23 protein-coding genes and 2 pseudogenes are annotated in these 21,831 nt (G+C 64.5%); 13 read left to right on the top strand and 12 right to left on the bottom strand.

Annotated elements, in window-relative coordinates:
- The first annotated feature begins 48 nt into the window (after positions 1-48).
- From ACVWW1_RS27790 to ACVWW1_RS27760, 7 genes and pseudogenes are all read left to right on the top strand, one after another.
- Entirely contained in the window at positions 49-855 is an 807-nt protein-coding gene (locus ACVWW1_RS27790; RefSeq protein ID WP_456660689.1) for an ABC transporter ATP-binding protein, read from the top strand.
- Complete coding sequence (locus tag ACVWW1_RS27785) at positions 852-1,640, top strand: ABC transporter permease (RefSeq protein ID WP_456658112.1); 789 nt, start codon at positions 852-854, stop codon at positions 1,638-1,640. Before ACVWW1_RS27790 ends, ACVWW1_RS27785 begins: the two co-directional genes overlap by 4 nt.
- The gene (locus ACVWW1_RS27780) at positions 1,640-2,623 is read left to right on the top strand and encodes a 2-hydroxyacid dehydrogenase (RefSeq protein ID WP_456658111.1); all 984 of its coding nucleotides are present in this window, start codon (positions 1,640-1,642) and stop codon (positions 2,621-2,623) included. Before ACVWW1_RS27785 ends, ACVWW1_RS27780 begins: the two co-directional genes overlap by 1 nt.
- The gene (locus ACVWW1_RS27775; protein ID WP_456658110.1) at positions 2,623-3,318 is read left to right on the top strand and encodes an AprI/Inh family metalloprotease inhibitor; all 696 of its coding nucleotides are present in this window, start codon (positions 2,623-2,625) and stop codon (positions 3,316-3,318) included. The genes ACVWW1_RS27780 and ACVWW1_RS27775 overlap by 1 nt, the downstream gene beginning before the upstream one ends.
- Positions 3,319-3,578: 260 nt before the next feature.
- Positions 3,579-3,974, top strand: a complete 396-nt coding sequence (locus ACVWW1_RS27770; protein WP_207834673.1) for a YciI family protein — start codon at positions 3,579-3,581, stop codon at positions 3,972-3,974.
- A gap of 31 nt (positions 3,975-4,005) precedes the next feature.
- A pseudogene (locus ACVWW1_RS27765) lies at positions 4,006-5,291 on the top strand (RNA polymerase sigma factor).
- Positions 5,292-5,361: 70 nt separating this feature from the next.
- Positions 5,362-5,740, top strand: a pseudogene (locus ACVWW1_RS27760) (hypothetical protein).
- Positions 5,741-5,831: 91 nt separating this feature from the next.
- Here ACVWW1_RS27760 and ACVWW1_RS27755 read toward each other — a convergent pair.
- The gene (locus ACVWW1_RS27755) at positions 5,832-6,269 is read right to left on the bottom strand and encodes a hydrogenase (RefSeq protein ID WP_456658109.1); all 438 of its coding nucleotides are present in this window, start codon (positions 6,267-6,269) and stop codon (positions 5,832-5,834) included.
- Between the two features lie 248 nt (positions 6,270-6,517).
- Here ACVWW1_RS27755 and ACVWW1_RS27750 point away from each other — a divergent pair, with 248 nt between their 5' ends.
- The 3 genes from ACVWW1_RS27750 to ACVWW1_RS27740 all read left to right on the top strand — a co-directional run bounded on the left by ACVWW1_RS27750 (position 6,518) and on the right by ACVWW1_RS27740 (position 8,579).
- Entirely contained in the window at positions 6,518-7,405 is an 888-nt protein-coding gene (locus ACVWW1_RS27750) for a putative zinc-binding metallopeptidase (protein ID WP_456658108.1), read from the top strand.
- On the top strand, positions 7,380-7,547 hold the full coding sequence (locus ACVWW1_RS27745) for a hypothetical protein (protein ID WP_456658107.1): 168 nt from the start codon (positions 7,380-7,382) through the stop codon (positions 7,545-7,547). The genes ACVWW1_RS27750 and ACVWW1_RS27745 overlap by 26 nt, the downstream gene beginning before the upstream one ends.
- Positions 7,548-7,679: 132 nt before the next feature.
- Positions 7,680-8,579, top strand: a complete 900-nt coding sequence (locus ACVWW1_RS27740; RefSeq protein ID WP_456658106.1) for a D-alanine--D-alanine ligase family protein — start codon at positions 7,680-7,682, stop codon at positions 8,577-8,579.
- A 72-nt stretch (positions 8,580-8,651) separates the two neighbouring features.
- Here ACVWW1_RS27740 and ACVWW1_RS27735 read toward each other — a convergent pair whose 3' ends face one another.
- Together ACVWW1_RS27735 and ACVWW1_RS27730 are read right to left on the bottom strand one after the other, a co-directional pair.
- Complete coding sequence (locus ACVWW1_RS27735; protein WP_456658105.1) at positions 8,652-8,822, bottom strand: hypothetical protein; 171 nt, start codon at positions 8,820-8,822, stop codon at positions 8,652-8,654.
- A gap of 806 nt (positions 8,823-9,628) precedes the next feature.
- Entirely contained in the window at positions 9,629-10,393 is a 765-nt protein-coding gene (locus tag ACVWW1_RS27730; protein ID WP_456658104.1) for a lytic transglycosylase domain-containing protein, read from the bottom strand.
- 187 nt (positions 10,394-10,580) lie between these two features.
- On the opposite strand from ACVWW1_RS27730, the gene ACVWW1_RS27725 reads away from it, so the two are divergent.
- The gene (locus ACVWW1_RS27725) at positions 10,581-11,576 is read left to right on the top strand and encodes a L,D-transpeptidase family protein (protein ID WP_456658103.1); all 996 of its coding nucleotides are present in this window, start codon (positions 10,581-10,583) and stop codon (positions 11,574-11,576) included.
- A 94-nt stretch (positions 11,577-11,670) separates the two neighbouring features.
- Positions 11,671-12,024 carry a hypothetical protein gene (locus ACVWW1_RS27720; RefSeq protein WP_456658102.1) on the top strand — a complete coding sequence of 118 codons (354 nt, stop codon included), beginning with the start codon at positions 11,671-11,673 and terminating at the stop codon, positions 12,022-12,024.
- Here the strand turns inward: ACVWW1_RS27720 and ACVWW1_RS27715 are convergent.
- The gene (locus ACVWW1_RS27715) at positions 11,994-14,063 is read right to left on the bottom strand and encodes a recombinase family protein (protein ID WP_176529004.1); all 2,070 of its coding nucleotides are present in this window, start codon (positions 14,061-14,063) and stop codon (positions 11,994-11,996) included. The genes ACVWW1_RS27720 and ACVWW1_RS27715 overlap by 31 nt on opposite strands.
- Positions 14,053-14,223 carry a hypothetical protein gene (locus ACVWW1_RS27710; protein ID WP_176529003.1) on the bottom strand — a complete coding sequence of 57 codons (171 nt, stop codon included), beginning with the start codon at positions 14,221-14,223 and terminating at the stop codon, positions 14,053-14,055. The genes ACVWW1_RS27715 and ACVWW1_RS27710 overlap by 11 nt, the downstream gene beginning before the upstream one ends.
- A 252-nt stretch (positions 14,224-14,475) precedes the next feature.
- Here ACVWW1_RS27710 and ACVWW1_RS27705 point away from each other — a divergent pair, with 252 nt between their 5' ends.
- A complete protein-coding gene (locus ACVWW1_RS27705) occupies positions 14,476-15,948 on the top strand; it encodes a serine hydrolase domain-containing protein (protein ID WP_456658101.1) in 1,473 nt (490 codons plus the stop codon).
- Between the two features lie 465 nt (positions 15,949-16,413).
- On the opposite strand, the gene ACVWW1_RS27700 is transcribed toward ACVWW1_RS27705, so the two are convergent.
- From ACVWW1_RS27700 to ACVWW1_RS27670, 7 genes are all read right to left on the bottom strand, one after another.
- Positions 16,414-17,356, bottom strand: a protein-coding gene (locus ACVWW1_RS27700; RefSeq protein ID WP_456655323.1) for an IS630 family transposase whose coding sequence is annotated in 2 segments (ribosomal slippage) — positions 16,414-17,019 and positions 17,021-17,356 — 942 coding nt in all. Because the reading frame shifts where the segments join, the coding sequence is not laid out codon by codon here.
- Positions 17,357-17,441: 85 nt separating this feature from the next.
- The gene (locus ACVWW1_RS27695) at positions 17,442-17,618 is read right to left on the bottom strand and encodes a hypothetical protein (protein WP_176528650.1); all 177 of its coding nucleotides are present in this window, start codon (positions 17,616-17,618) and stop codon (positions 17,442-17,444) included.
- A 262-nt stretch (positions 17,619-17,880) separates the two neighbouring features.
- Positions 17,881-18,036: a hypothetical protein gene (locus tag ACVWW1_RS27690; RefSeq protein ID WP_456658100.1), complete on the bottom strand. Its 156-nt coding sequence runs from the start codon at positions 18,034-18,036 to the stop codon at positions 17,881-17,883.
- Between the two features lie 132 nt (positions 18,037-18,168).
- Entirely contained in the window at positions 18,169-18,924 is a 756-nt protein-coding gene (locus ACVWW1_RS27685; RefSeq protein WP_456658099.1) for a GntR family transcriptional regulator, read from the bottom strand.
- A gap of 6 nt (positions 18,925-18,930) precedes the next feature.
- Positions 18,931-19,911 (bottom strand): Gfo/Idh/MocA family protein, encoded by a 981-nt coding sequence (locus ACVWW1_RS27680; RefSeq protein WP_456658098.1) that lies wholly within the window; start codon positions 19,909-19,911, stop codon positions 18,931-18,933.
- On the bottom strand, positions 19,908-20,795 hold the full coding sequence (locus ACVWW1_RS27675; RefSeq protein WP_456658097.1) for an NAD(P)-dependent oxidoreductase: 888 nt from the start codon (positions 20,793-20,795) through the stop codon (positions 19,908-19,910). Before ACVWW1_RS27675 ends, ACVWW1_RS27680 begins: the two co-directional genes overlap by 4 nt.
- A gap of 19 nt (positions 20,796-20,814) precedes the next feature.
- A complete protein-coding gene (locus tag ACVWW1_RS27670; protein ID WP_456658096.1) occupies positions 20,815-21,774 on the bottom strand; it encodes a Bug family tripartite tricarboxylate transporter substrate binding protein in 960 nt (319 codons plus the stop codon).
- Positions 21,775-21,831: the final 57 nt, after the last annotated feature.

Here is a 21,831-nt window from a genome sequence, read left to right as displayed (position 1 = left end):
AGAGGTGGAGTTTGCGGCACGATCGCGCCCGGCAATATCCAGTTCGCGATGGTAGAGAGCACCTTGCCGGAAACCGATGGCAGCGGCTTCGCCGTGCGCCTGCGCGGCGTCACCAAGACCTATGACAGCGGGGTGATGGCGCTCGGGCTGCTGGATCTCGACGTGAGACACGGCGAGTTCGTCTCGCTGCTCGGCCCCTCCGGCTGCGGCAAATCCACCGCGCTCCGCCTCATTGCGGGGCTTGCCACGCCAAGCGCCGGCACGGTCGAGCTCGTCCATCACGGCGTGGAGCAGCGCGGCAGCCACAGGATCGGCTTCGTGTTTCAGGAGCCGACGCTGATGCCGTGGGCCAATGTGCGCGACAATGTCCACCTGCCGCTGAAGCTCGCCCGGCTGCCTACGACCGACGCCGACGCGCGCATCGAGGCCGCGCTCGATCAGGTCGGGCTGGCGGAGTTCGCAGCCGCCTATCCGCGCGAATTGTCCGGCGGCATGAAGATGCGGGTGTCGCTGGCGCGCGCGCTGGTCACCGATCCCGATATCCTCCTGATGGATGAGCCGTTCGCGGCACTCGACGAGATCACGCGCTTTCGCCTCAACAACGACCTGCTGTCGCTGTGGCGGAACCTGCACAAGACCGTCATTTTCGTGACGCACTCGGTGTTCGAGTCGGTCTACCTCTCGCAGCGCGTGATCGTGATGACGGCGCGCCCGGGCCGGATCGGCGCCGAGTTTCGCATCATCTCGCCGGAGCCGCGCGGCGAGGAGTTCCGCACCTCGGCCGAATATGCCGCCTTCTGCCGTGAGGTCTCGGCCGCGCTGGCGCCGTCTTACGCGGGGCAGGCGGGCGCATGAAGTCTCCGCAGGACCTCATCCGCTTTCTGCTTCCGCTTGCAGTGTTTGCCGCGGGCCTCGTGCTCTGGGAAGCCGTCGTCCGCGCCTATGGTATCCAGCCCTATGTGCTGCCGAGCCCGCTCCTGGTGCTGAAGACGCTGGTTGCGGACTGGCCGGTGCTGTCGCAATCGCTCGGCGTCACGCTCCTGACCACGCTCGAAGGCTTCGCCGCCGCCGCGGTCGGCGGCGTCGTGCTGGCGCTGCTGTTCAACCAGTCCAAATGGCTGGAATATTCGTTGTTCCCTTACGCGGTGGTGCTGCAGGTCACTCCCGTGATCGCGATCGCGCCGCTGCTCCTGATCTATCTGCAGCAGCAGACCGCGGTGATCGTCTGCGCCTGGATCGTGGCGTTCTTTCCGGTGCTGTCGAATACGACGCTCGGCCTCAACTCGGTCGATCGCAACCTCGCCGGATTGTTTCAACTTTATGGCGCCTCGCGGCTGCAGACGCTGCTGCTCCTGAAGCTGCCCGCGGCGCTGCCCTATATCCTCGGCGGCCTGCGCATCGCCGGCGGCCTGTCGCTGATCGGCGCCGTGGTCGCGGAGATCGCGGCGGGCAGCGCCGGCGCCGGCTCGGGCCTCGCCTTCCGGATCGCTGAATCGGGCTACCGGCTGAATATTCCCCGCATGTTCGCAGCACTTCTGCTGCTATCGCTGGCCGGGATTGTCATCTATGGGGTGCTGGCGTTAGTTTCGCACCTCTTGTTGCGGCGTTGGCATGAAAGCGCGTTAGGAAAGGACAATTGATGGCCCCGATTTCTTCCGAAAAGATCGATCTGTTGGTTTATGGACCGATCCGGCCAATCCTCGAAAACGGCTTTTCCGATCAATACGTGCTGCACCGGGCCGAGAGCCGCGGCGACCTTGAGCGCCTGACGCCCGACACGATGGCCAAGATCCGCGGCATCGCCGTCACCTATCACACGATGGCGACCGACAAGACCGCGATGGCGATGTTTCCCAAGCTCGAGATCGTCGGCAGCTTCGGCGTCGGTTACGACCACGTCGATTCCGGCTATGCGCGGGATCACAATATCGTGGTTACCAACACGCCCGACGTGCTCACCGAGGAGGTCGCCGACGTCGCGATGGGGCTGTTGATCGCGACGCTGCGTGAATTCGTCAAGGCCGACCGCTACGTGCGCTCCGGCCTGTGGCAGTCCCAGAATTATCCGCTCAGCGTCGGCTCGTTGCGCGATCGCAAGATCGGCATCGTCGGCATGGGCCGCATCGGCCAGGCGATCGGGCGCAGGCTCGAGGCCTCGCGCGTGCCGGTGTCCTATCATTCGCGCAATCCGTCCAAGGACGTCGCCTACAAGCACTATCCCGATCTGATCGAGATGGCGAAGGCGGTCGATACGCTGATCGTCATCGTGCCGGGCGGCGCCTCGACGGCGAAGATGATCAACGCCGACGTCCTGAAGGCGCTCGGCCCGCGCGGCGTGCTGATCAACGTCGCGCGCGGCTCCGTGGTCGACGAGCCGGCGCTGGTCGCGGCGCTGAAGTCCGGCACCATCCTCGCCGCCGGTCTCGACGTGTTCGCAGCCGAGCCGAACGTGCCGGACGAATTGAAGGCGATGCAGAACGTCGTGCTGCTGCCGCATATCGGTTCGGCCTCGGTGGTGACGCGCAATGCGATGGACCAGCTCGTGGTCGACAACATCAAGAACTGGTTTGCCGGCAAGCCGCCGCTGACGCCGGTTGCCGAAACGCCGGTGAAGGGGCGCTGATGTCCCTGTCCCGCTTCAACGTCGTGCTGCTCATGCTGCTGGCCGCCTGCGGTCCGGCAGCCGCGCAGGACGTCAAGACGTTGCAGAAGGACATGATCGGGCAGTGGGAGCTCGCCACCACCGAGCGCAGCAAGACCTGCGTCGTGACGCTGAAGAGCGATGCGACGCCGCAAGGTTTCAAGCTCGAGCTCGAGCCGGCCTGCGCCGCCGCGTTGCCCTTCACCAAGGACATCACCGGCTGGAGCATCAAGGGCCTCGGCGACATCGTGCGGCTGCAGAATGCGGCCGGCGACGCCGTGATCGATTTCACCGAGGTCGAGACCGGCATCTTCGAGGGCATGCGCACCAACGAGGGCGTCTACATCCTTCAAAACCTCGCCGCTGCCCGCGCGCTCGCCAAGTCGATGGACCAGATGATCGGCGACTGGTCGATGGTCCGCGGCAACGGCCAGGCGATCTGCGCGCTGGTGCTGACCAACACCGACGCCGGCAACGACAATTTCCAGCTGTTCCTGAAAGGCAAATGCGATCCCGCGGTCGTAGCCTTCAATCCAACGCTGTGGCGGCTCGACCATGGCCAGATGATCCTGATGTCGGCCAAGGGCGAGACCTGGCAGTTCGAGGCCGACGACAACGCCCAATGGCGCCGCATCCCCGACAGCGCCGACCCGCTGATCATGCTGCGGGAGCAGTAGGGGCACCTATTTCGCCTCTCCCGCTTGCGAACCTGGTTTTCCCGTCATCCTGAAGAGCGCGTCGGCGCTTCCGAGTGCGGCGGTCGCAAGCGGGGTAGGGGCGCACCACCGAAGCGTCGGCGGTTTGCCCTGCTCCGTCGTCCACCCCTAAAAATAATTCCCGAGCCCATGTCGATCCGGCTGGCCCCGAATCGTCGTCCCCTGTAGCGAGCCGGTCTTGCGGCGATCGTCGCCGCGTCTCGCCTCACAGGAGCTTTCCGATGCGTTTCATGTATATCGTCACCTCCCCGCAGCCCCCCGGGCCGCCGACCCCGGCCCTGATGGAGGCAATCGGCAAGCTCGCCGAGCGAGAGATCAAGGCGGGCCGCATGATCGACACCGGCGGGCTCTTGCCGGTCGCGATGGGCGCCCAGGTGCGCATCACCGACGGCAAGCTCAACGTCATCGACGGTCCGTTCGTCGAGACCAAGGAGATGATCGGCGGCTACGCGATCTTCGAGCTCCGCAACAAGGAGGAGGCGGTCGCAGCCGCGGTGGAGTTCATGCAACTACACAGGGAACATATGCCGGGCTGGGAGGGGACCTGCGAGGTTCGTCCCTTCGCCACGCCTGGTGCCGACGGCGGTTGCCAGGTCGACGTCTCCGCCTGCGCCTGATGCGCGAAGTGACGACATCATGTCGGCGGCGATGACGGCCGCCGACATCGAGGCCACGATCCTCGCGGTGTGGCGCATCGAGCAGCCGCGGCTGATCACCAGCCTGTCGCGAATGCTGCGCGACGTGCCGCTCGCCGAGGATCTGACCCAGGAAGCGCTGATCGCGGCGCTCGAGCACTGGCCGCTCAGTGGCGTGCCGGAGAAGCCGGGGGCCTGGCTGATGGCGACCGCCAAGCGTCGTGCGCTCGATCATATCAGGCGCAATCGCATGCTGACCGAAAAGCACGGCATGCTTGCGCATGATCTGGTGCGGGAGCAGGAGACCATGCCCGATTTCGATTCCGCGCTCGACGACGATATCGGCGACGAATTGTTGCGGCTGATCTTCACCGCCTGCCATCCGCTGCTGTCGCGCGAGGCCCGCGCCGCGCTGGCGCTTCGGATGATCTGCGGTCTCACCACCGAGGAGATCGCGCGCGCCTTCCTGCAGGCGGAGGCGACCATCGCCCAGCGCATCGTGCGCGCCAAGCGCACGCTGTCGGAGTCAGGTCTTGCCTACGAGACGCCGCGCGGCGCCGCGCTGTCGGAGCGGCTCGCCTCCGTGCTCGAGGTCGCCTACCTGATCTTCAACGAGGGCTACACCGCGGCAAGTGGCGACGAATGGCTGCGGCCGCAGCTCTGCAACGAGGCGCTGCGCATCGGCCGCGTGCTGAGCTCGCGATCGCGCCGCACGAGCCGGAGGCGCACGGCCTGCTGGCGCTGATGGAATTCAACGCCTCGCGGATGGCGGCGCGCAACGACGCGGCCGGCGAGCCGATCCTGTTGATGGACCAGAACCGCGCGCTGTGGGATCGCCTGCAGATCCGCCGCGGGCAATTGGCGCTGGCGCGTGCCCGCGAGCTCGGCGGCGCCGGCGGCTTCTACGCGCTGCAGGCCGCGATCGCCGCATGCCACGCCGAAGCCGACACGCCTGACGCGACCGACTGGCGCCGCATCGCCGCGCTGTACGGCGATCTCGCCACGCTGCTGGATTCGCCGGTGATCGAGCTCAACCGCGCGGTCGCGATCGGCATGGCCGAAGGGCCGGTTGCGGCGCTTGCGATCGTCGACGGTCTCGCCGACGAGCCGGCGCTGAAAGCCTATCATCTGCTGCCGAGCGTGCGCGGCGATCTGTTGCACCGGCTGAGCCGCTTCGCGGAGGCGCACGCCGCGTTCGAGGCCGCTGCCGCATTGGCCGGCAACGCACGCGAGCGCGAGTTCCTCAAGCGGCGCGCCGCGGTCGCGGCACGCGCCGCGCAGGATCACGAGGGCCGCTGAATGGCTTCGCGATTTCGACGCAAAGCGCCGGCATGTTCGCCGAATCGCAGTGCGTCAGGGAACCGCGACCATGACGAAACCATCCGTGCTGGCGATCGGGCTCGACCCCACCTTCGTCGATCTGTCCGTCATGCCGCAATTCACGCTCGAGCTCGCGCGCAGCTACATCGACGCGCAGATCGAGGGCCTGCGGATGCTTGGCTACGATGTCGAAAGCTGTCTTATCGACCTCGGCGATACGGCCGAAGCGGTGACGGCGGCTGCCCTCAGCGCGCGCCGCTACGATTGCGTCGTGATCGGTGCCGGGTTGCGCGAGCCGCCGGAGCGGCTGCTGCTGTTCGAGACGATCCTCAATCTGGTGCACCGGCTCGCGCCTGGCGCCGCCATCTGCTTCAACACCAAACCCGGCCGACACCACTGCTGCCGTGCAGCGCTGGGTCAAGACTTAAAGCGCGACAACATTGGGCAGAATCGTCATCGCGCTTTAGCTTCTTTGTTTGAGCATGATCTCTTCGGAAAACCGCTTCGCACTTTTCCGGATCATGCTCGAGGCGCAACGCGCGCGGCCTTGCCGCGCAGCCCCCACAGCAGCAAGATCGATGCTGCGATGATCGCAAGACCGATTGAGATGAACCCGGCGATCACCAGCGTTTCCTGCCACGGCCCGGCACCACGGTCGGCCGCAGTGACCGGCGAAAGTGCGCCGGTTCCGAGCACGGCGGCGAGCGTCGTCACGGCCCAGTTGCCGTATGTCCCGCACAGCAGCGCCCAGTAGGCTGCGACGCTCGCGCGGGGTGACAGCCTGACCTCGCTCCAGATCGCGCCGACCGCGAGCAGGAACGTACCGTTCATCACGCCTTCGAGATGCGCTGCGAGCGCCATCCGCACATTGCTGAAGTGCTGCTCGAGAAGGCCGGTCAACAGCCCGATCAGGAACAGGGCCATGCCGTGAAAAAGCAGACGCCGCCGATAATCCACTCTCGCCTCTCAAATAGCTTGCCTGAAGATCGGCCGATCATAGCAGAAAGTACGAAGGCGCCCCACCGGCGGTCTGGACCGTGGCCTGGGCTCTCCGTGTCCCGCCGAGCCTGCGGCGGACGCACCGGGGCGGGGTTGGTGCCAAGCGGCGCCGGCCGGAGGCCTGGCGCAAAAGTCCGGCGGTTGTTGCCGGCGGCAACCTATGACACCATCCCGATTCCGGTTTGTTTTTTTGACTTTGGAAGCCTATGCCGCGTCGCAAATATGCCTGGGAGAAGCTCACGGATGCGCAGTTGCTCGAGCAACGCCTCAGCAGTCTGAGGGTTGCGGTCGAAGGCACTTGGCTCGCGGATTGTGTCAGCACGCTCTACGAAGAGCTCGAAGAGCGCGGCATCCGGCTGCGGCCGCACACTTGGATCTCGAGCGAATGGTTCAGCCCGGCCGATGTGCCCGGCATCGCCATTCCCTTCTATCTCGCCCATCCCCGTCTGATGAAGCTCGAGAAGAAGATGATGCTCGACGTCGAGGGCGCCTCGTGGTCCGAGTGCATGGCCATTCTCCGCCACGAGGCGGGGCATGCCATACAGCACGGCTACCAGCTGCAACGCCGCCGGCGCTGGCAGCAGTTGTTCGGCCCATCGTCGCAACACTACCCGCGCTACTACCGGCCCAATCCGGCCAGCCGCAATTACGTCCAGCATCTGAGGCTGTGGTACGCGCAGAGCCATCCGGACGAGGATTTCGCCGAGACCTTCGCGGTGTGGCTGCGGCCGCGCTCGAACTGGCGGACGCGGTATGCCGGCTGGCCGGCGCTGAAGAAGCTCGAATATGTCGACGAGCTGATGGGCGAGATCGCAGGTGAGCGGCCGTTGCTCACGACGCGGGAGCGGGTCGATCCGCTGCATACGCTGAAGCAGACGCTGGGGCGAACACTACAAGAAAAAGCAGGCGTTCTACGCCTTCACACCGCCGAAGACCTACGACCGCGATCTGTCCAAGCTGTTCTCCGCCGATCCGCGGCATCAACGGCATCCGGCGGCCGCGGTCTTCATCAGGCGGCACCGCGCCCAGATCAGGCAGCTGGTCGCGCGGTGGACCGGCGAGAACCAGTTGACGCTCGATGCCGTGCTCGATGACATGATCCTGCGGTGCCGCGAGCTCAATCTGCGTGCCGTCGGTCCCGAGCAGAAGCTCGTGACCAATTTCACCATCCTGCTGACGGCCAAGACCATGCACGCGCTGTTCGGCCCGTCGCGCCGCAAATGGATCGCGCTATGAAACACTTTCGCATTCTGGTGCTGATGCACCCGGACTGTGTACCGCCGGACTCCAGCGACGGATACTCCGCGCGGGAAATCAACGAGTGGAAAACCGAATACGACGTGGTGAGTACCCTGCGCGCGGCCGGTCATGAGGTTCGTCCCACTCGGCGTGCAGGAGGAGATCAAGCCGGTGCGCGACGAGATCGAGGGCTTCAAGCCGCACGTGGTGTTCACGCTGCTGGAGGAGTTTCACTACGACGTCGTGTATGACCAGCACATCGCGAGCTATCTCGAGCTGATGAAGATCCCCTATACCGGATGCAATCCGCGCGGCCTGATCCTGGCGCGCGGCAAGGATCTGTCCAAGACGCTGGTGCATCACCGCCGCATCCCGGTGCCGGCCTTCGCCGTGTTCCCGATGCGCCGCAAGGTCAAGCGGCCGCCGCGGCTCGCGCTGCCGCTGATCGTCAAGAGCCTGAGCAGCGATGGATCGCTCGGCATCTCGCAGGCGTCGATCGTCGATACCGACGAGAAGCTCGCGGAGCGAGTCGCCTTCATCCATGAGCGGATCGGAACGGCCGCGATCGCCGAGCAGTTCATCGAGGGACGTGAGCTCTATGTCGGCGTGATCGGCAACAACAGGCTGCGGGTCCTGCCGGTTTGGGAATTGAAGTTCGGCAGCATGGGCGGCCCCGCCGCACGCCAGATCGCCACCGAGAAGGTCAAGCACGATACCAGCTATCAGGAGCGCATCGGAATTGCGGACGGGCCGGCCGAAGATCTGACGCCGGAACTATCCGCCCATATTCAACGGCTGGCGAAACGCATCTACCGGACCTTGGGGCTCGATGGCTACGCGCGCATCGATTTCCGCCTGTCCACCAACGGCGTTCCGTATTTCATTGAGGCCAACCCCAATCCCGAAATCGCGAAGAGCCAGGAGTTCGCGACAGCCGCCGGGCATGATGGACTGGACTATCCGGTTCTGCTGAATCGCATTGTGGCGCTCGGGATCAGCCGGGCCAAGGCCGGCGTATCTCTGGGCTGAAACGAAGCTCTCGATTCTTGTTTTGACGCGTTTTCTTCACGCGAACCGGCGTCCACTTCGCTCGAAAGCGCTTTAAAGGCTGCGCTGCATCAGGTGGCGTCGCGCGTCCTTGGGGATGAACATCGCAAACGTTTCCCTAACGCGCGCCGCCGGGGTCGCGGTGGCCGTGGTTGCGGGAGCGGGTGCCGCCTCCGGACGAAACGCATCCGATTCCGGCCAGCGCCGTGCAATCACGTCGCTCACGGGAGTCGCCCTGAGCAAGCCGTCGCTGCGGCAGGCATCGTAGACGTACAAAACGGCAAGAAAAATCGATGCGACAACAAGGATCGTCCTGAAAATCGGCATTGTGATTGCGCCTTCTTGATTGAGGCGAACAATGCCCGGTCACGGTGAACCGCGCGTTTAGCGCGCTGGCCGATCGGCCGATACGGTTCCCAATTCATGAACGGAAGCTTGCGTAAACGGCTCGCTTACCAATGCCTTCAAGGTTGCGGCAACCAGCTTTCCTCACCGGCGGGAAAGAAGTCTCTGGCATCAAGAGACCAACAAGAAGACTGAGGAGGCAGCATGTTCGTCGCCATTCGAGTCATGATCCTGATCGCCAGTGCTTACGCCGGCTCGGCCGTTGCGGAGATGCAGTTCGCGCCGCTGCCGAGCCTTGCGGCGTCGTCCGCGCCGTAGCACCGGCGCGCTCGCAGGTAGGTCCCGCCGCGGTCTATGCCGGAGCGGCCGTCATCAGTGAGAGCCCGCGACAACCCGATTGCGCGGGCTGCGTTTTCCGTCATCCGGATCGCCGTCAGCCGCAGGAACTACAGCGACAGTCCTGGATTGCGTTTAGCTTCAGCCCGACGAACGCGAGCGCGAGGCTACGCGAATGGCGCGGCCCTTCGCCGACCTTACCTTGGTTGCGACGATGGCCGGGCGTGACCTGCCGAGCCGGGCTGCACCGGGCGATCCCTTTCTGAGCAGGAGTGCGAGTCGTTTGCGTGTGCGGCTGGCGACGGACCTTGCCGCCTGCTGGACCGCCTCCGCCTTACGGATGAGCGTGGTCACGGCAGATGCTGGTGATGCAGAGACGAAAGCGACATCCTTCGACTTCGACAGGCCACCGGTTTTCCTTCGCAAGGCGCTTCGCTCGGTAGATCGATGCGAATGGCGAGCGTGTCGACGTTCGCGATCCAATCCTCAGCCTTGGTTCCGGTGATGATCCGGACATAGTCGCGGGTCTCACGCGGCAACTCGCCTCGCCTGGCGAGCCGCTTCTGGACGCGGCCGCTGCCGGCGTTGTAGGCGGCAGCTGCAAGGCCGAGATTGCCGAAATCGTCGCGCAACTTGCGCAGCAGCTTGGCTGAAGCAGGCAATGCCTTGAGCGGATCGAAGGGATCGTCGAGCCCGACTTCCGCGGCCGTCTCGGGCATGAACTGTGCAACGCCCTGCGCGCCGGCGTGGCTGACTTCGTTCGAACGAAAGCGGCTTTCCTGCCAGATCAGGCGCGCAAAGAACGCGACGGGGATTTCGCTCGCCTGGGCAGCGTCCTTCAATGAGTGGCAGAACGTGTCGATCGCGGACGCTTGCGGCTCGGCCGCGGCATCGCGAGGCTCGATCGCCGGCGCCTCATCCTCGACCGTCGCTCCGGGTGCTTCGCTGGCATCGGCGCTTTCGATGAAGCGGGCGGCGAACGGAACGGCGTCCGTTGCGGTGTCGTGCGAGAACGTGGGGGCTTGGACCGTGGGGGTGTTGATTGAACTTGGCGAACGATCGACGTCGAGCATCAAGACAAGAAACGCGGCAAGCGCCGCGATAATGAATCGCATTTGCTTCGAGAGACCTGAACTGTGATGTGAACTGCGCGCAAATGCGTTTCGGATAACGACTTTTTAACGGGTCGATTGCGGCGATGCCGCGATATCAGCTGTTCCACCGCAGGACTTGGCCGCCGTTTGCATTGGAACTTCGACGCTTTCCGTAACTTTACGGAATGGAGCCACGTTGGGATACGCGATGTTTCGACATTGTTTCGTTGCGACTTTTGCTTTTGTACTTTTGCTTGTCTCCGCCCCGGCGATGGCGGCGGGCCTCGATGCCGCCGCGATCAACGACGCGGCGGCGCCAACGGGAAAATTGCCGGATCGTCACCAGGTCAGCGCCTCCATTGCCAAGCTCGAAATTCTGCTCGATCGCGCGCATTTCTCCCCCGGCGAAATCGACGGCAAGCTCGGCGAGAACGCGCAGAAGGCGCTCACGGCGTTTGCCGGGGCGAATGGACTGTCGTTCGACAAGGCCGTGACGCCGGATCTCTGGAGCAAACTCGCTGGAGCCAGCGAAAGGCCCGCGATCGTTAACTACACCATCGTCGATGCCGATGTGAAAGGGCCCTTCCTGAAGCAGGTCCCTGCGAAGATGGAGAGCATGAAAGACTTGCCCGCGCTGAATTACACCGGCCCGCGCGAAGCGCTCGCCGAGAAATTCCACATGAGTGAGGCGCTGCTTCAGGCGCTCAATCCAGGACAGAAGTTCGACAAGGCCGGTGACAGCATTGCGGTCGCGAACGTTATCGACGCCGGAGGTTCAGCGCCGGTTGCACGCGTCGAAGTCGACAAGACGCGGCAGACGCTCAGCACATTCGACGCCGCAGGGAAGCTCACCGCCTTCTATCCCGCAACGGTCGGCAGCACTGAGAAGCCGACGCCGAGCGGCACGTTGAAGGTGACGGCGATCAACAAGGACCCGACCTATCGCTACAATCCAAAATACAGATTCAAGGGTGTCAAATCGAAGAAGCCATTCACGATCAAGCCCGGCCCGAACAATCCGGTCGGCTCGATCTGGATCAACCTCTCGGCAGAAGGCTATGGCATCCACGGCACACCCGAACCCGGCAAGGTTTCCAAGGCCGTGTCCCATGGTTGTGTTCGGCTCACGAATTGGGATGCGCAGCGGGTCGCGGCCGGTGTCGCGAAGGGGACGCCGGTTACGTTCGTGGAGAGCTCGCGATAATGCGATTGACGCAGGAGGGATCGAGCCGCGCCGTCGTCGCAAATCGCTGCCGCCACGGCGGCACCGAGATTGACAGGTATGCCAGGGATCGCGGATGGTGCGGGGACAGCCGCATCCTGATGGGGCGCCGATGCATCTCAGACATTTGGCCGTGTCGGCGCTACGGGGGTTGTCGCTTGCCGCGCTGATCTGGTCAGGTGCAGCCCGCGCAGAAGGGGCCGCCGATCCGGTGTGGCCGACCCGGCAATGGCAGACGACGACGCCGGAAGAGCAGGGGATGGACTCCGCCGCGCTGGCGCGGCTCGTCAACTTTGGCGCGGCTCACAGTTTCGATAGCCTCCTGATTGCGCGTCATGGCCGGATCATGCTCGACGCTTACTATGCGCCGTACAACCGCGCATCAGAACACCCATCTGTCTATGTTGTTGAAGAGAAGAGAGTTTGCTGATCGGGATGCGATCCTGTGGGGTATCTTGGGTTCTGTCGCGCTCCTTCGGCGATAGATTGAGCGGCAGCTGTTATCAGCGAGGCGCGAGCAAAGATCCACGGGCCGTCCGATAGCGGATGGATGGCTGCGATCTCGCCGGCTTCAGCGGCGAGCCGGAGCGTCTTGGGCGCGACCTTCAGGAGCTTTGCGGCGTTGCTAAGGTTGAGCCAGGGTTCGATCCCGTCATCGGCGGGCTTGAACACCGGGAGGTGGTAGCTCGAGCGCATTGATGTGACGCGCTCGCGGGTCCAGCGATTGCCGTTGCCCGTCTTGAGGCCGTTTCGGTTGAGGAGGCCGGCAATCAGATCGTCGCTGGCGATCAGCACCAGTTGACGCACGGCTTGGATAATATCGGCGGAAGTGCTGTTGCGCTGTCCGCGCCGGCGCTTGGGCAAGCGCAACTCGCTGTGAGCGCCACCCACCCAGTGGACGATGAGAACGATCTCGGACGCCGCGTCGTCTATATCGGCCACGACCTCATGGACGAGGGTGCGTACAATGCGCTTCTTGAGACGAGCATCCGTCGTCGGCGCATCCCAGACCGTTTTGAGGTTCGAGGCCAGTACGCCGAGCGAAGCTGGATCAGCAATGGGTGCGGGCGTGGCCGCATCATGCATGGCGATCTTGCCCTCGACCTCCGCCGCGTGAGCGAGTGCCCTGTTCCAGCGCGCTTCCAGCTCACTCGCCACCAACCGGTTCGCGGGGTCAGCGGCATCGTATTGCCGGAAAGCCCGGTCGGCGGCATAGCGCGCCGCTTCCAGATCGCGACTGAGCGCATCGCGCACCTGATCCCGCCGTTCCCTGGCTCCTTCGGCGGCAGCGGTTGCAGCGGCGATAGCGCCCGGACCGACGACGCCAAGCAGTGCTTCCTCGATTGCATCATCGACACGCAATCCGCCGAAGGCGATGCAGTGAGGACCGCCATTGTCCATCCAGGCGCGGCTGCAGCTGTAGCGTGGGATATGGTGCTTCATGCCGGAGTACCGGAGTGTGAGCTTGCGGCCGCAGCGCTTGCACCGGATCAGACCGGCCAGCAGCGCGTCACCATGCTTGGGTGCGCCGTGATGCCGACCGGTGGGAACGTTGCTGCTGACCATGGTGCGGATCGCCTCGAACCTCTCCCAGCTCACATACCCGTCGTGGGTGTTGGGCTTCAGCGCCAGCCATTCGTTCCGTGTCTTGCGGCGGATCTTCAAGCTCACGCCCCCGGCGCTGTATCCCGCCGCCACAGCCGTCTTACCATAGGCATAGGCGCCGCCGTAGACCGGGTTCTCAATGATCCGGTGGATGGCGGAGTAACTCGGTCGCCGCCAGGCTGTGTCGCCGTTGGACTGCTTCACTGGTAGATCGAGATTGTACTCGTGGAGCCAGCAGAGCGCCTGTCGCGCGCTGCCCAGTTCCTCGACCTTGTCGAACACCAGCTTGATCGCTTCCTGGACACGCCGATCCGGATCTTTCTCATAATGGTCGCCGGCCTTCACGAAGCCGACGGGCGCCGCCACAACCAACTCGCCCCGGCGCGCCTTCTCGTAGCGGGCCGAGAGCGAGCGTTGGCGCAACAAATCCAGTTCGTACTCGTTGAGGCTGCCCTTGAGCCCGAGCAGCAGGCGGTCGTTGCCGTGCCTTGGCGCATAGATAGTCTCCTGATCGACCAGAACGGTATCGACCACGCGGCACATCTCGATGAGTTGCTGCCAATCCCGGCTGTTGCGGGCGAAGCGCGAGACCTCGCGGGCGCAAACCGCACCAACCTTACCGAGGCAAACCTCCGCTACCATTCGCTCGAAACCGGCGCGTTGCACGCCGCCGGCGGCTGAACGACCGAGATCATCATCGATCACTTCGATCTCTGACCACCCGAGTGCCGTCAGCCGGTCCCGCATGGCGTATTGCAATGCGCTGCTCTCGCGATTGTGCAACACCTGATGTGCTGAGGATTGGCGCACGTAAAGAATCGCCTTACGCTCCAGATGATGAGGCCTGACCTTGTCAGAGATCATGATCGACCCCCTTCGCGGGCGGCGTCGCTGTCATCGCAGCATGGTCGAGGATCAACTGCGTCATCAGGCTTGTGAGGGCCGCCCGCGCTTCCGCCGGCAGCTCCGACCATGCCGGCGCGCCGAGGGCGCCGTTCGACAGGCCGCTCCCGAACAGATCCATCTGCTGCTGCAACCGCGGTTGTCGATTGTGTCGGTATCCGCTCCCTGGCATTGCCGTCTCGCGTGACATGAGTCGCTCCCCGATTCTGGTCGTGAGAGCCTCTGGATGCGCCAGAAAGCGGGGCAGCTGATGGCGTTCGATCCTTCAACGCCAGATCGAGAAGCGCAGCGAGCGCCGCAAGTGCATCGATGCTAACAAACGGCCGAACTGTCAGAAGCTCGGCGTCAGGGCAGGCCGTCCGGTCGAACATCCATGCTGGAACTTCCAGCCAACGGTCTGCTTGCGATCCGTCCAGGGTGCAGCGAAAAACGACATCGTCAGCCTTGTCGACCGCCCCATGAACGCAAACTCGGCGACCAAACCAGGGATGATGCCGATAAAGAACCTCGCGAAGAACGGTCCTGTGGGCGTTCTCAAACGTCGTTGTACACGCCGGAGATCCCGCATCTGATCAATTCCGCCACCAAGGCGGTGACCGGCACGCTGGTCGCGATGCTGCTCAAGGACAATTTGCTCGACAGCCTCGACCATCGCATGATGGATTTCTTTGGCGACCGCACCATCGCCAATCTGGATGACCGCAAGCGGGCGATCACGATCCAGACCATGCTCGACATGACCTCGGGGATGGCCTGGACGGAGGGCGTCGAGGGCGGCAGGCCGGACTCGCTGATCGAATGGGGGCGCAGCCCCGATGCGATCCAGTTCATCCTGGACCGTCCGATGGCGAAGGCGCCGGGCGAGGCGTTCTATTACAACACCGGCAATCCGCAGCTATTGGCCGCGATCATCAGCAAGCTCACCGGCGTGAGCGCGCGGGACTATGCGGTGACGAAACTGTTTCGTCCGCTGGGGATTGCCGCGCCGTACTGGCACAGCATCGGGCCGGGGCTGACGCAAGGCGGCGGCGGGCTTCTGCTCGCGCCGCGCGACGCCGCCAAGATTGGGCTGCTCTATCTGCATGACGGCGAATGGGAGGGGCAGCGGCTGCTGCCGTCCGGCTGGGTCGATCGCATCAGGCACGCGACGACAGAGATGCACGCCTCGTTCGATCCGTCCCTGCGCTATGCCAATTTCTTCTGGGTGATGCCGAAGCAGCAGGCCTTCATGGCGGTCGGCGACCGCTGCCAGCTGATCATGATCTTTCCCACGCTCGACATGGTCACGGTCGTGACCGCGCGCGACTACTGCTCATTCGGCAGGATGGCCGACGACATTTCCGGGTCCGTCAAGTCCGACACGGCGCTGCCGGTGAACTCCGCCGGCGGCAATCAGCTCGCCGCGGCGCTGCGCGAGAGCGCGACGGAAAAGCCGTCGGCGGTCGGTGCGGTGCCCGAGATCGCGGCGGCCATCTCGGGCAAGACCTGGCGCTTCCCGCCCAATGGCCTCAATCTGCGGGCGCTGACGCTGTATCTGGCCGATTCGTCCGCGCACTACGAGCTGGAAACGACGACGCCGGATGCGGCGAGGCCGGTAGTCAAATTGGCGGGACCGATCGGGCTCGACGGCAGCTATCGTCTCGGCCAGCCAACGCCGCTCGGCGTGATGGGGCTGAAGGGGACGTGGCAGACCGGTAAGACGCTTGCGATCGACCTGCGTCTGGTCGGCGGCGATACCGACCGCAGATGGCTGCTCACGTTCGACGGTGGCAAGGCCAGGCTCAGCGGCAAGGATCGCTTCGGCCACGATGTGCAAGTCGATGCGGAAGCGCAGGGCGCGCAATAACGATTTCGCTATTTTGAGGCAACGCGTACGGTGCAATGACGGTGATGTGGGCACGCACCCGGCTTTCCCTGCGCCCTCTGTTCAAGAGAGAGGGCGAAACAAAATGCAAAAACTCGGACAAGGATGTCGCGAGAACGCGGAAGCGTGATCCACAAGCAGCGCCATAAATTCAGTGTCGTCCCGGCGAAAGCAGGGACGACGCCTGGGAAGGAGCCGTGCACTCGATCACCCGCTTTCGGCTTTCGCGGGTGATCGCACCGAACGAGCTGTTTGACAGGTCAATCGGACTTCTCCCCGTCGCGCGTGCAACGGCTTTGCCGTTGCGGACTGAGCAGGCCTCCAGCACGACTGACGCACGCCGACGCGCGCACCGGCCATTGTCAGATGGCCGCGCGGGTCAGCAATGCTACGGAGATTGTGCGCCCTTGAGTCGCGGCGCGGCAGCGCGCCTAGAGCATGATGTGTTTATACGGAAACGTACCCTGAATTTTTGAGATAGTTGGCGCACTCCTCCTTGGAGAAGACGTCGAGGAGTTCGCCGACCTTGCGCCAAGTCGCTTCGACATCACGCGGCTGCGCGGCTCGCATCAGGTGTTTGAGCTTGGCGAAGACCTGCTCGATCGGATTGAGGTCGGGGCTATAGGGCGGCAGGAAGAGCAGATGGGCTCCTGTGGCGCGGATGGCGTTGCGCGCCGCCTTGCCCTTGTGACTGCCGAGATTGTCGAGAATGACGAGTTCACCCTTTGCGAGGGTCGGCGCCAGCACCTGCTCGACATAGAGGGTGAAGAGCTCGCCATTGATGGGGCCGTCGATGACCCATGGCGCGCTGATCCGGTCGTGGCGCAGCGCCGCGATGAAGGTCATGGTCTTCCAATGGCCGAAAGGCGCAGACGCCTGGAGACGTTGCCCACTCGGTCCCCAGCCTCGCAGCGGCGCCATGTTGGTTTTGATCCAGGTCTCGTCGATAAAGACCAGGCGCGAGGCGTCGATCCTGCCCTGATGGGTCTTCCAGCGCGTCCGTTTACGGGCGATATCGGGACGATCTTGTTCGGCCGGCAGGATCGTTTTTTTTGAAGCTCAGCCCTTCGGCATGGACGAACGTCCACACTGCCCGCACGTCGGTCTTGATCCCGCGCGCAGCCAGTTCCTGCGTCAGCTTCCGCAAAGTGAATGGGCCGGAGCGAATGCGTTTGCGCAGCCAGTCGGCATTGGTGCCGGACAGAACCGGCTTCTTGTGACCGCCGATCTTGCCGGGAGAAACGCCTCCGGTCTCCCGCCGCAGATTCTTCCACTTTGTCACACAGGAAGGACTGATCTGAAGCGCTTCTGCAATCGAACGCACGGTCTCGCCCGCGTCAGCCCGCGCCAGAGCGAGTTCACGAAGATCTTCCGAATAGGGTCGCGTCATCCATGCTGGCCCCCGTTCCAGCATGGAGTTTGAATCAGAAATTGTCCCTTCTGGGAATCCCGATTCCGGCAAAAAACAACATGCTCTAGTGGTCGGTTTTCGGCGTCTTGGCTGCAAAGTCGAGGCCGAACCGAAGGGCGCGTTCCTGGCGCTCTTCCGTCAGGAGCTGCAGCTCCCGTTCCAGCGACCGCGCGACCTCGTCCTGCGTTTCCTTGGAGTGGCGGCGGGAGCCGCCTTGCGGTTTGGCCGATTGGGCAGTCACGGGAGAATCCCTGTCATCGCAGTGTCATAGGCCGTGATGCCACGGCCGGAGTCCGGCGGACAATCAAAAAGAATTCAGCGGGACCCCTTTGGAATGTTTGTTGTGCATCTGACTCAAATTTAAGCAGGAAATTCTCCCGGCCTTGTCGCGAACGCCGAAGCCGTAGACCCGCGGTCTCATCAATTCGGATGAGACGGCCCGGTTCCCACGAAATCATTTCCGGATTCGCACGAAGACGTCCCGAAACCGACAAGGTCTAACCTTAGTAGCGTTGTGAAGGACGGGTGCCTGGTGAGACGCTGACGATTGAGGTTGCAAGATTCATCGGTGCTCCTGAGACGTTGGGGATGATCTCGGAAATGAAGAAGCCGAATGCTGTGCCATATGTCTGGGCGGCCGCGCTGATCGCGGTCGTCATCTGGGGCGTGAGCGGAACCCCGCAGATGGCACATACCTCTGCCAGCAGCACGCATCTGGCTCGGGCGCGCTAGCGCGATTTCAAGCGAAGCGGCTTCCGGCTCGCGTGAAGACAACGCGTCTCGGCAAATACCTAGAGCTTCGGGCGCAGCGAACGCTGCATATCCATCGTGTAGGTATAGCGCCCTTCCGGGTGCGTGGTGATGGTGACCTCGAACAGTTCCTCGCGCAGGCCGTAGTAGCGGCGTACCACGGTGAGCGCCGGCGAGCCGGTCTTGACCCCGAGCGCCTTGGCGATCGGCGCCGGCATGCCGCGCACGAAGATTTCCATCTGCGCGCGCTCGGTGACCTGGCCATACATCTTGGCGATCTGCTCGTGCACCGGGGTGCGGCGATGGTCGGGCCGCGTCACGACATCGGCGAACCGGCGCAGCACGTAGATCTCGGTCCAGCCGAGCGGCGCGGCGAACTGGTCGGAGCGGCGCACGGCCTCGATCAGGAACCAGCTCTTGCCGGGCTCGCATTTCAGAAGCGCAGCCAGCTTGCGGTCGGCGACGATGTCGCTACTGCCGACCACGTCGCGGTAGGTCTCGTTGGAATAGCGCAGCCACTCGCCGAGCGACTTGACGCTGTGGGTGAACAGCACCGGCGGTTCGGAGGCGATCACCACCGAACCGAGGCCGGCGCGGCGTACGATCAGGCCCTGGTCGATCAGGATGCGCAGCGCCTCGCGCACGGTCTGGCGACTCGCCTGATAGCTCGCCATCAACTCGGTTTCGGTCGGCAGCAGATTACCGACCGCGTAGGTGCCGAGACGGATGTCCTTCTGCAGTCCGGTGGCGATGTCGCGGTAGCGGGACGATCTCGCCCTCTCCGGTTGTTCAGGCATGGCGGATCACTGGTATGCCGTATGGCAGGCAACCGGATATCCAGACTGCATCGACTGCAACGCGGCCTCGAACGCGGCGAGCGTCGCCAGCACATCTGCTTCGGGCACCGGGAACGGCTGTCTGCGTTCGACCGCATCGGCAAAGGCCGAAAGTTCCGCGGTGAGCGTGTTGACCACCGGATAGCGCGTCGTCGCAGGCGCCTCGCCGGATTTCCGTAGCACCATCGTCCCTTCGTCGAGCACCTCTGCGGATCCCTTCGTCCCGAACACATGCACGCGCCAATAGAACGGTGTTGCGCGGACGGTAGCAAGGGTTGCACTCACGCCATTCACAAATTCAATCGCTAAAGTTGCAGTGTCGAGCGGCGGCGGTCCGGCCTCGCGTTCACTCAACCGGGCATAGACCTGTCGGGCAGGACCAAGGAGGCTGACGAAGCCGTCGAGCACATGCAGCCCTGCGCCGGTCAGCCCGCCGCCCGGCGACTCCTCGGGCGACAGCCGCCAGCCCTGTGTGATGCCTTGCGAGTTCTCGTTGCTGTTGTGGCCCTCGACATGCAGGATCGTGCCGAGCTCGCCGCCGGCGACTATCGCGCGCAGTGCCTGCATCGATGGCCAGAACCGGCGGTTATGCCCGACCGCGAGCAGCACGCCGGCGTTGCGGCAGGCCGCGAACATCTCGGCCGCATCGCGGCGCTTGAGCGCCAGCGGCTTCTCGCAAAACACCAGCTTACCGGCCGCGGCGGCCGCGATCACCTGGCTTCTGTGCAGCGAATGCGGTGTTGCCAGCAGCACGGCATCGATCGCGGGCTCGGCCAGCACGGCCTCGAGGCTGGTCGCGGGGGACAGGCCATGTGCCGCGCAAAAGCTCGCGGCGCCGCTCATGTCGGGTTCCACCGCGCGGACAATCCTCAGCCGCGGCTCGTTCTGCGCAGCCTCGACCAGCGCGCGGCCCCAGCGGCCGAGGCCCGCGATCGCACAGTTGATCATGTGTGTTCCCCGTCCTGATCGCGTCCGGCACGAATCGCCTCGATGACAGCGGCGCTGTCGCTGTCCGGGCCGTTGAGCGCGATCGCCTTGCGCAGCAGCTCGGCCTGCACCGAGGTCAGCGGCAGAGGCAGGCCGTGCCGGCTGGCCTCCTGCAGGATCAGCTCGGCGTCCTTCAGGGTCTGCGCGATATGCGATTGCGGCGAGAAATCCCGCGCCAGCATCTTCGGTCCCTTGCTGTCCATCACGGCGGAGTATGCCGCCGATTGCCGCGCGGTCGCAAGGAAGCTCACGCCGTCGAGGCCGAGGCTCTCGGCGAACGCGATGCCTTCGGCGAGCGCGGCGCGGTTGTTCTGCAGGATCAGGTTGATGGCGAGCTTGGTGCGGCTCGCATTGCCGATCGCGCCGACATGGATCCGCTGCGGGCAGAGGATGTCGAGCGTCGCCGCGGCGGCTGCGATGACGTCGCGATCACCGGCGACCAGCGCGGTGGCCGTGCCCGCGCGGACCTCGGCGCTGGTGCCCGAGAGCGGCGCTTCGATGAAGGAGAGGCGCGAGCGCGCGGCGAACTCGGCGATCGCCGTGATCTCGCCGGGCGCGCAGGTGGTGGTGCAGATGAGGAGCGGCGGCGGCTCGGCGTTCGCGAGGTCCGGCAGCAAGCCCGTGACTTGGGCCGCGTCGTACACCGCAATGACGATGGTCCGGCAGCGCGCCGCCACGTCGGCGACGAAGGCCGCGAACTCGGCGCCGCTTGCCCGCAACCCGTCCGTCTTCGCCGCATCGACGTCGAAGCCGATCATCCCGACGCCGGCGTCGATCAGCCGCGCGGAAAGTGCCGATCCCATCAGGCCCAGGCCAATCATGCCGACCGGTGTCTCGCGAGCCATGATGCGACGGAGCTCTGGTCTATTGCGGCTGGATGCCGGCTGCCTTCACCTCCGCCGACCAGCGCACGACCTCGCTCCTGACGAAGGCGCCGAACTCGGCCGGCGTCAGCGGTGCCACCATCACGCCGACATCGGCGAGCTTCTTCCTGGTCTCCGGCATTGCGAGGTACTTGGCGCACTCGGCGTAGATCTTGTTGACCACCGGTTCCGGCGTGCCGGCGGGTGCGAACAGCCCGTACCAGATAGTGGCCTCGAAGCCGGGCATCGCTTCCGAGAGCGCAGGCAGGCCGGGCGTCAGCTCGTTGCGGGTCGCCGATGTCACGGCGATCCCGCGCAACGTGCCGCCCTGCATCTGCGGGATCGCGACCGAGAAGTCGCCGAACGTCAGGTCGATCACCCCTGCCATCACATCGGTCATCGCCTGCGGCACACCACGGTATGAAGCTGCGATCAGCGACAGGCCGCCGCGCGACTGCAGCTGCGCGATCGAGATCTGCGATGCGCCGGAGCCGTAGCCGGCGGTGAGATTGGGGGTGGCCTTGGCGTAGGCGAGGAACTGCGGCAGGTCCTTGGCCGCAAGCTTCGGGTTGACCAGCAGCACCATCGCCGTGGTGGTGGTGCGGATCACGGGCGCGAAATCCTTCACCGGGTCGTAGGGCAGGCTCTTGAGCGTCGCGACATTGCTGGCATGGGTGGTGTTGGTGCCCATCAACAGCGTGTAGCCGTCGGGTGCGCTGCGGGCGACCTCCTGGGCGCCGATGCTGCCGAGCGCGCCGGCGCGGTTCTCGATCAGCACGGTCTGGCCGAACGCGTCCTGCAAATGCTGGCCGACCAGCCGCGCGACATTGTCGGGCCCGGCGCCGGCCGGAAACGGCACGATGATCCTGAGCGGCCGTTGCGGGAAATCGTCCGTCGCGAAAGCCGGCAGGGCCGGGAGCGCAGCGAGCAGGACGACAAGCAGCCCCAGCCGTAACTTCATCCGGTCCCCTCCACCTCTGCTTTTGGCAAATTTATACGGACAAATATATTAGAAATG

It is taken from the genome of Bradyrhizobium sp. JR3.5 (assembly GCF_054057015.1).
Note: the sequence above shows the minus strand (reverse complement) of the source record. Positions and strands in the feature narration are given on the sequence as shown.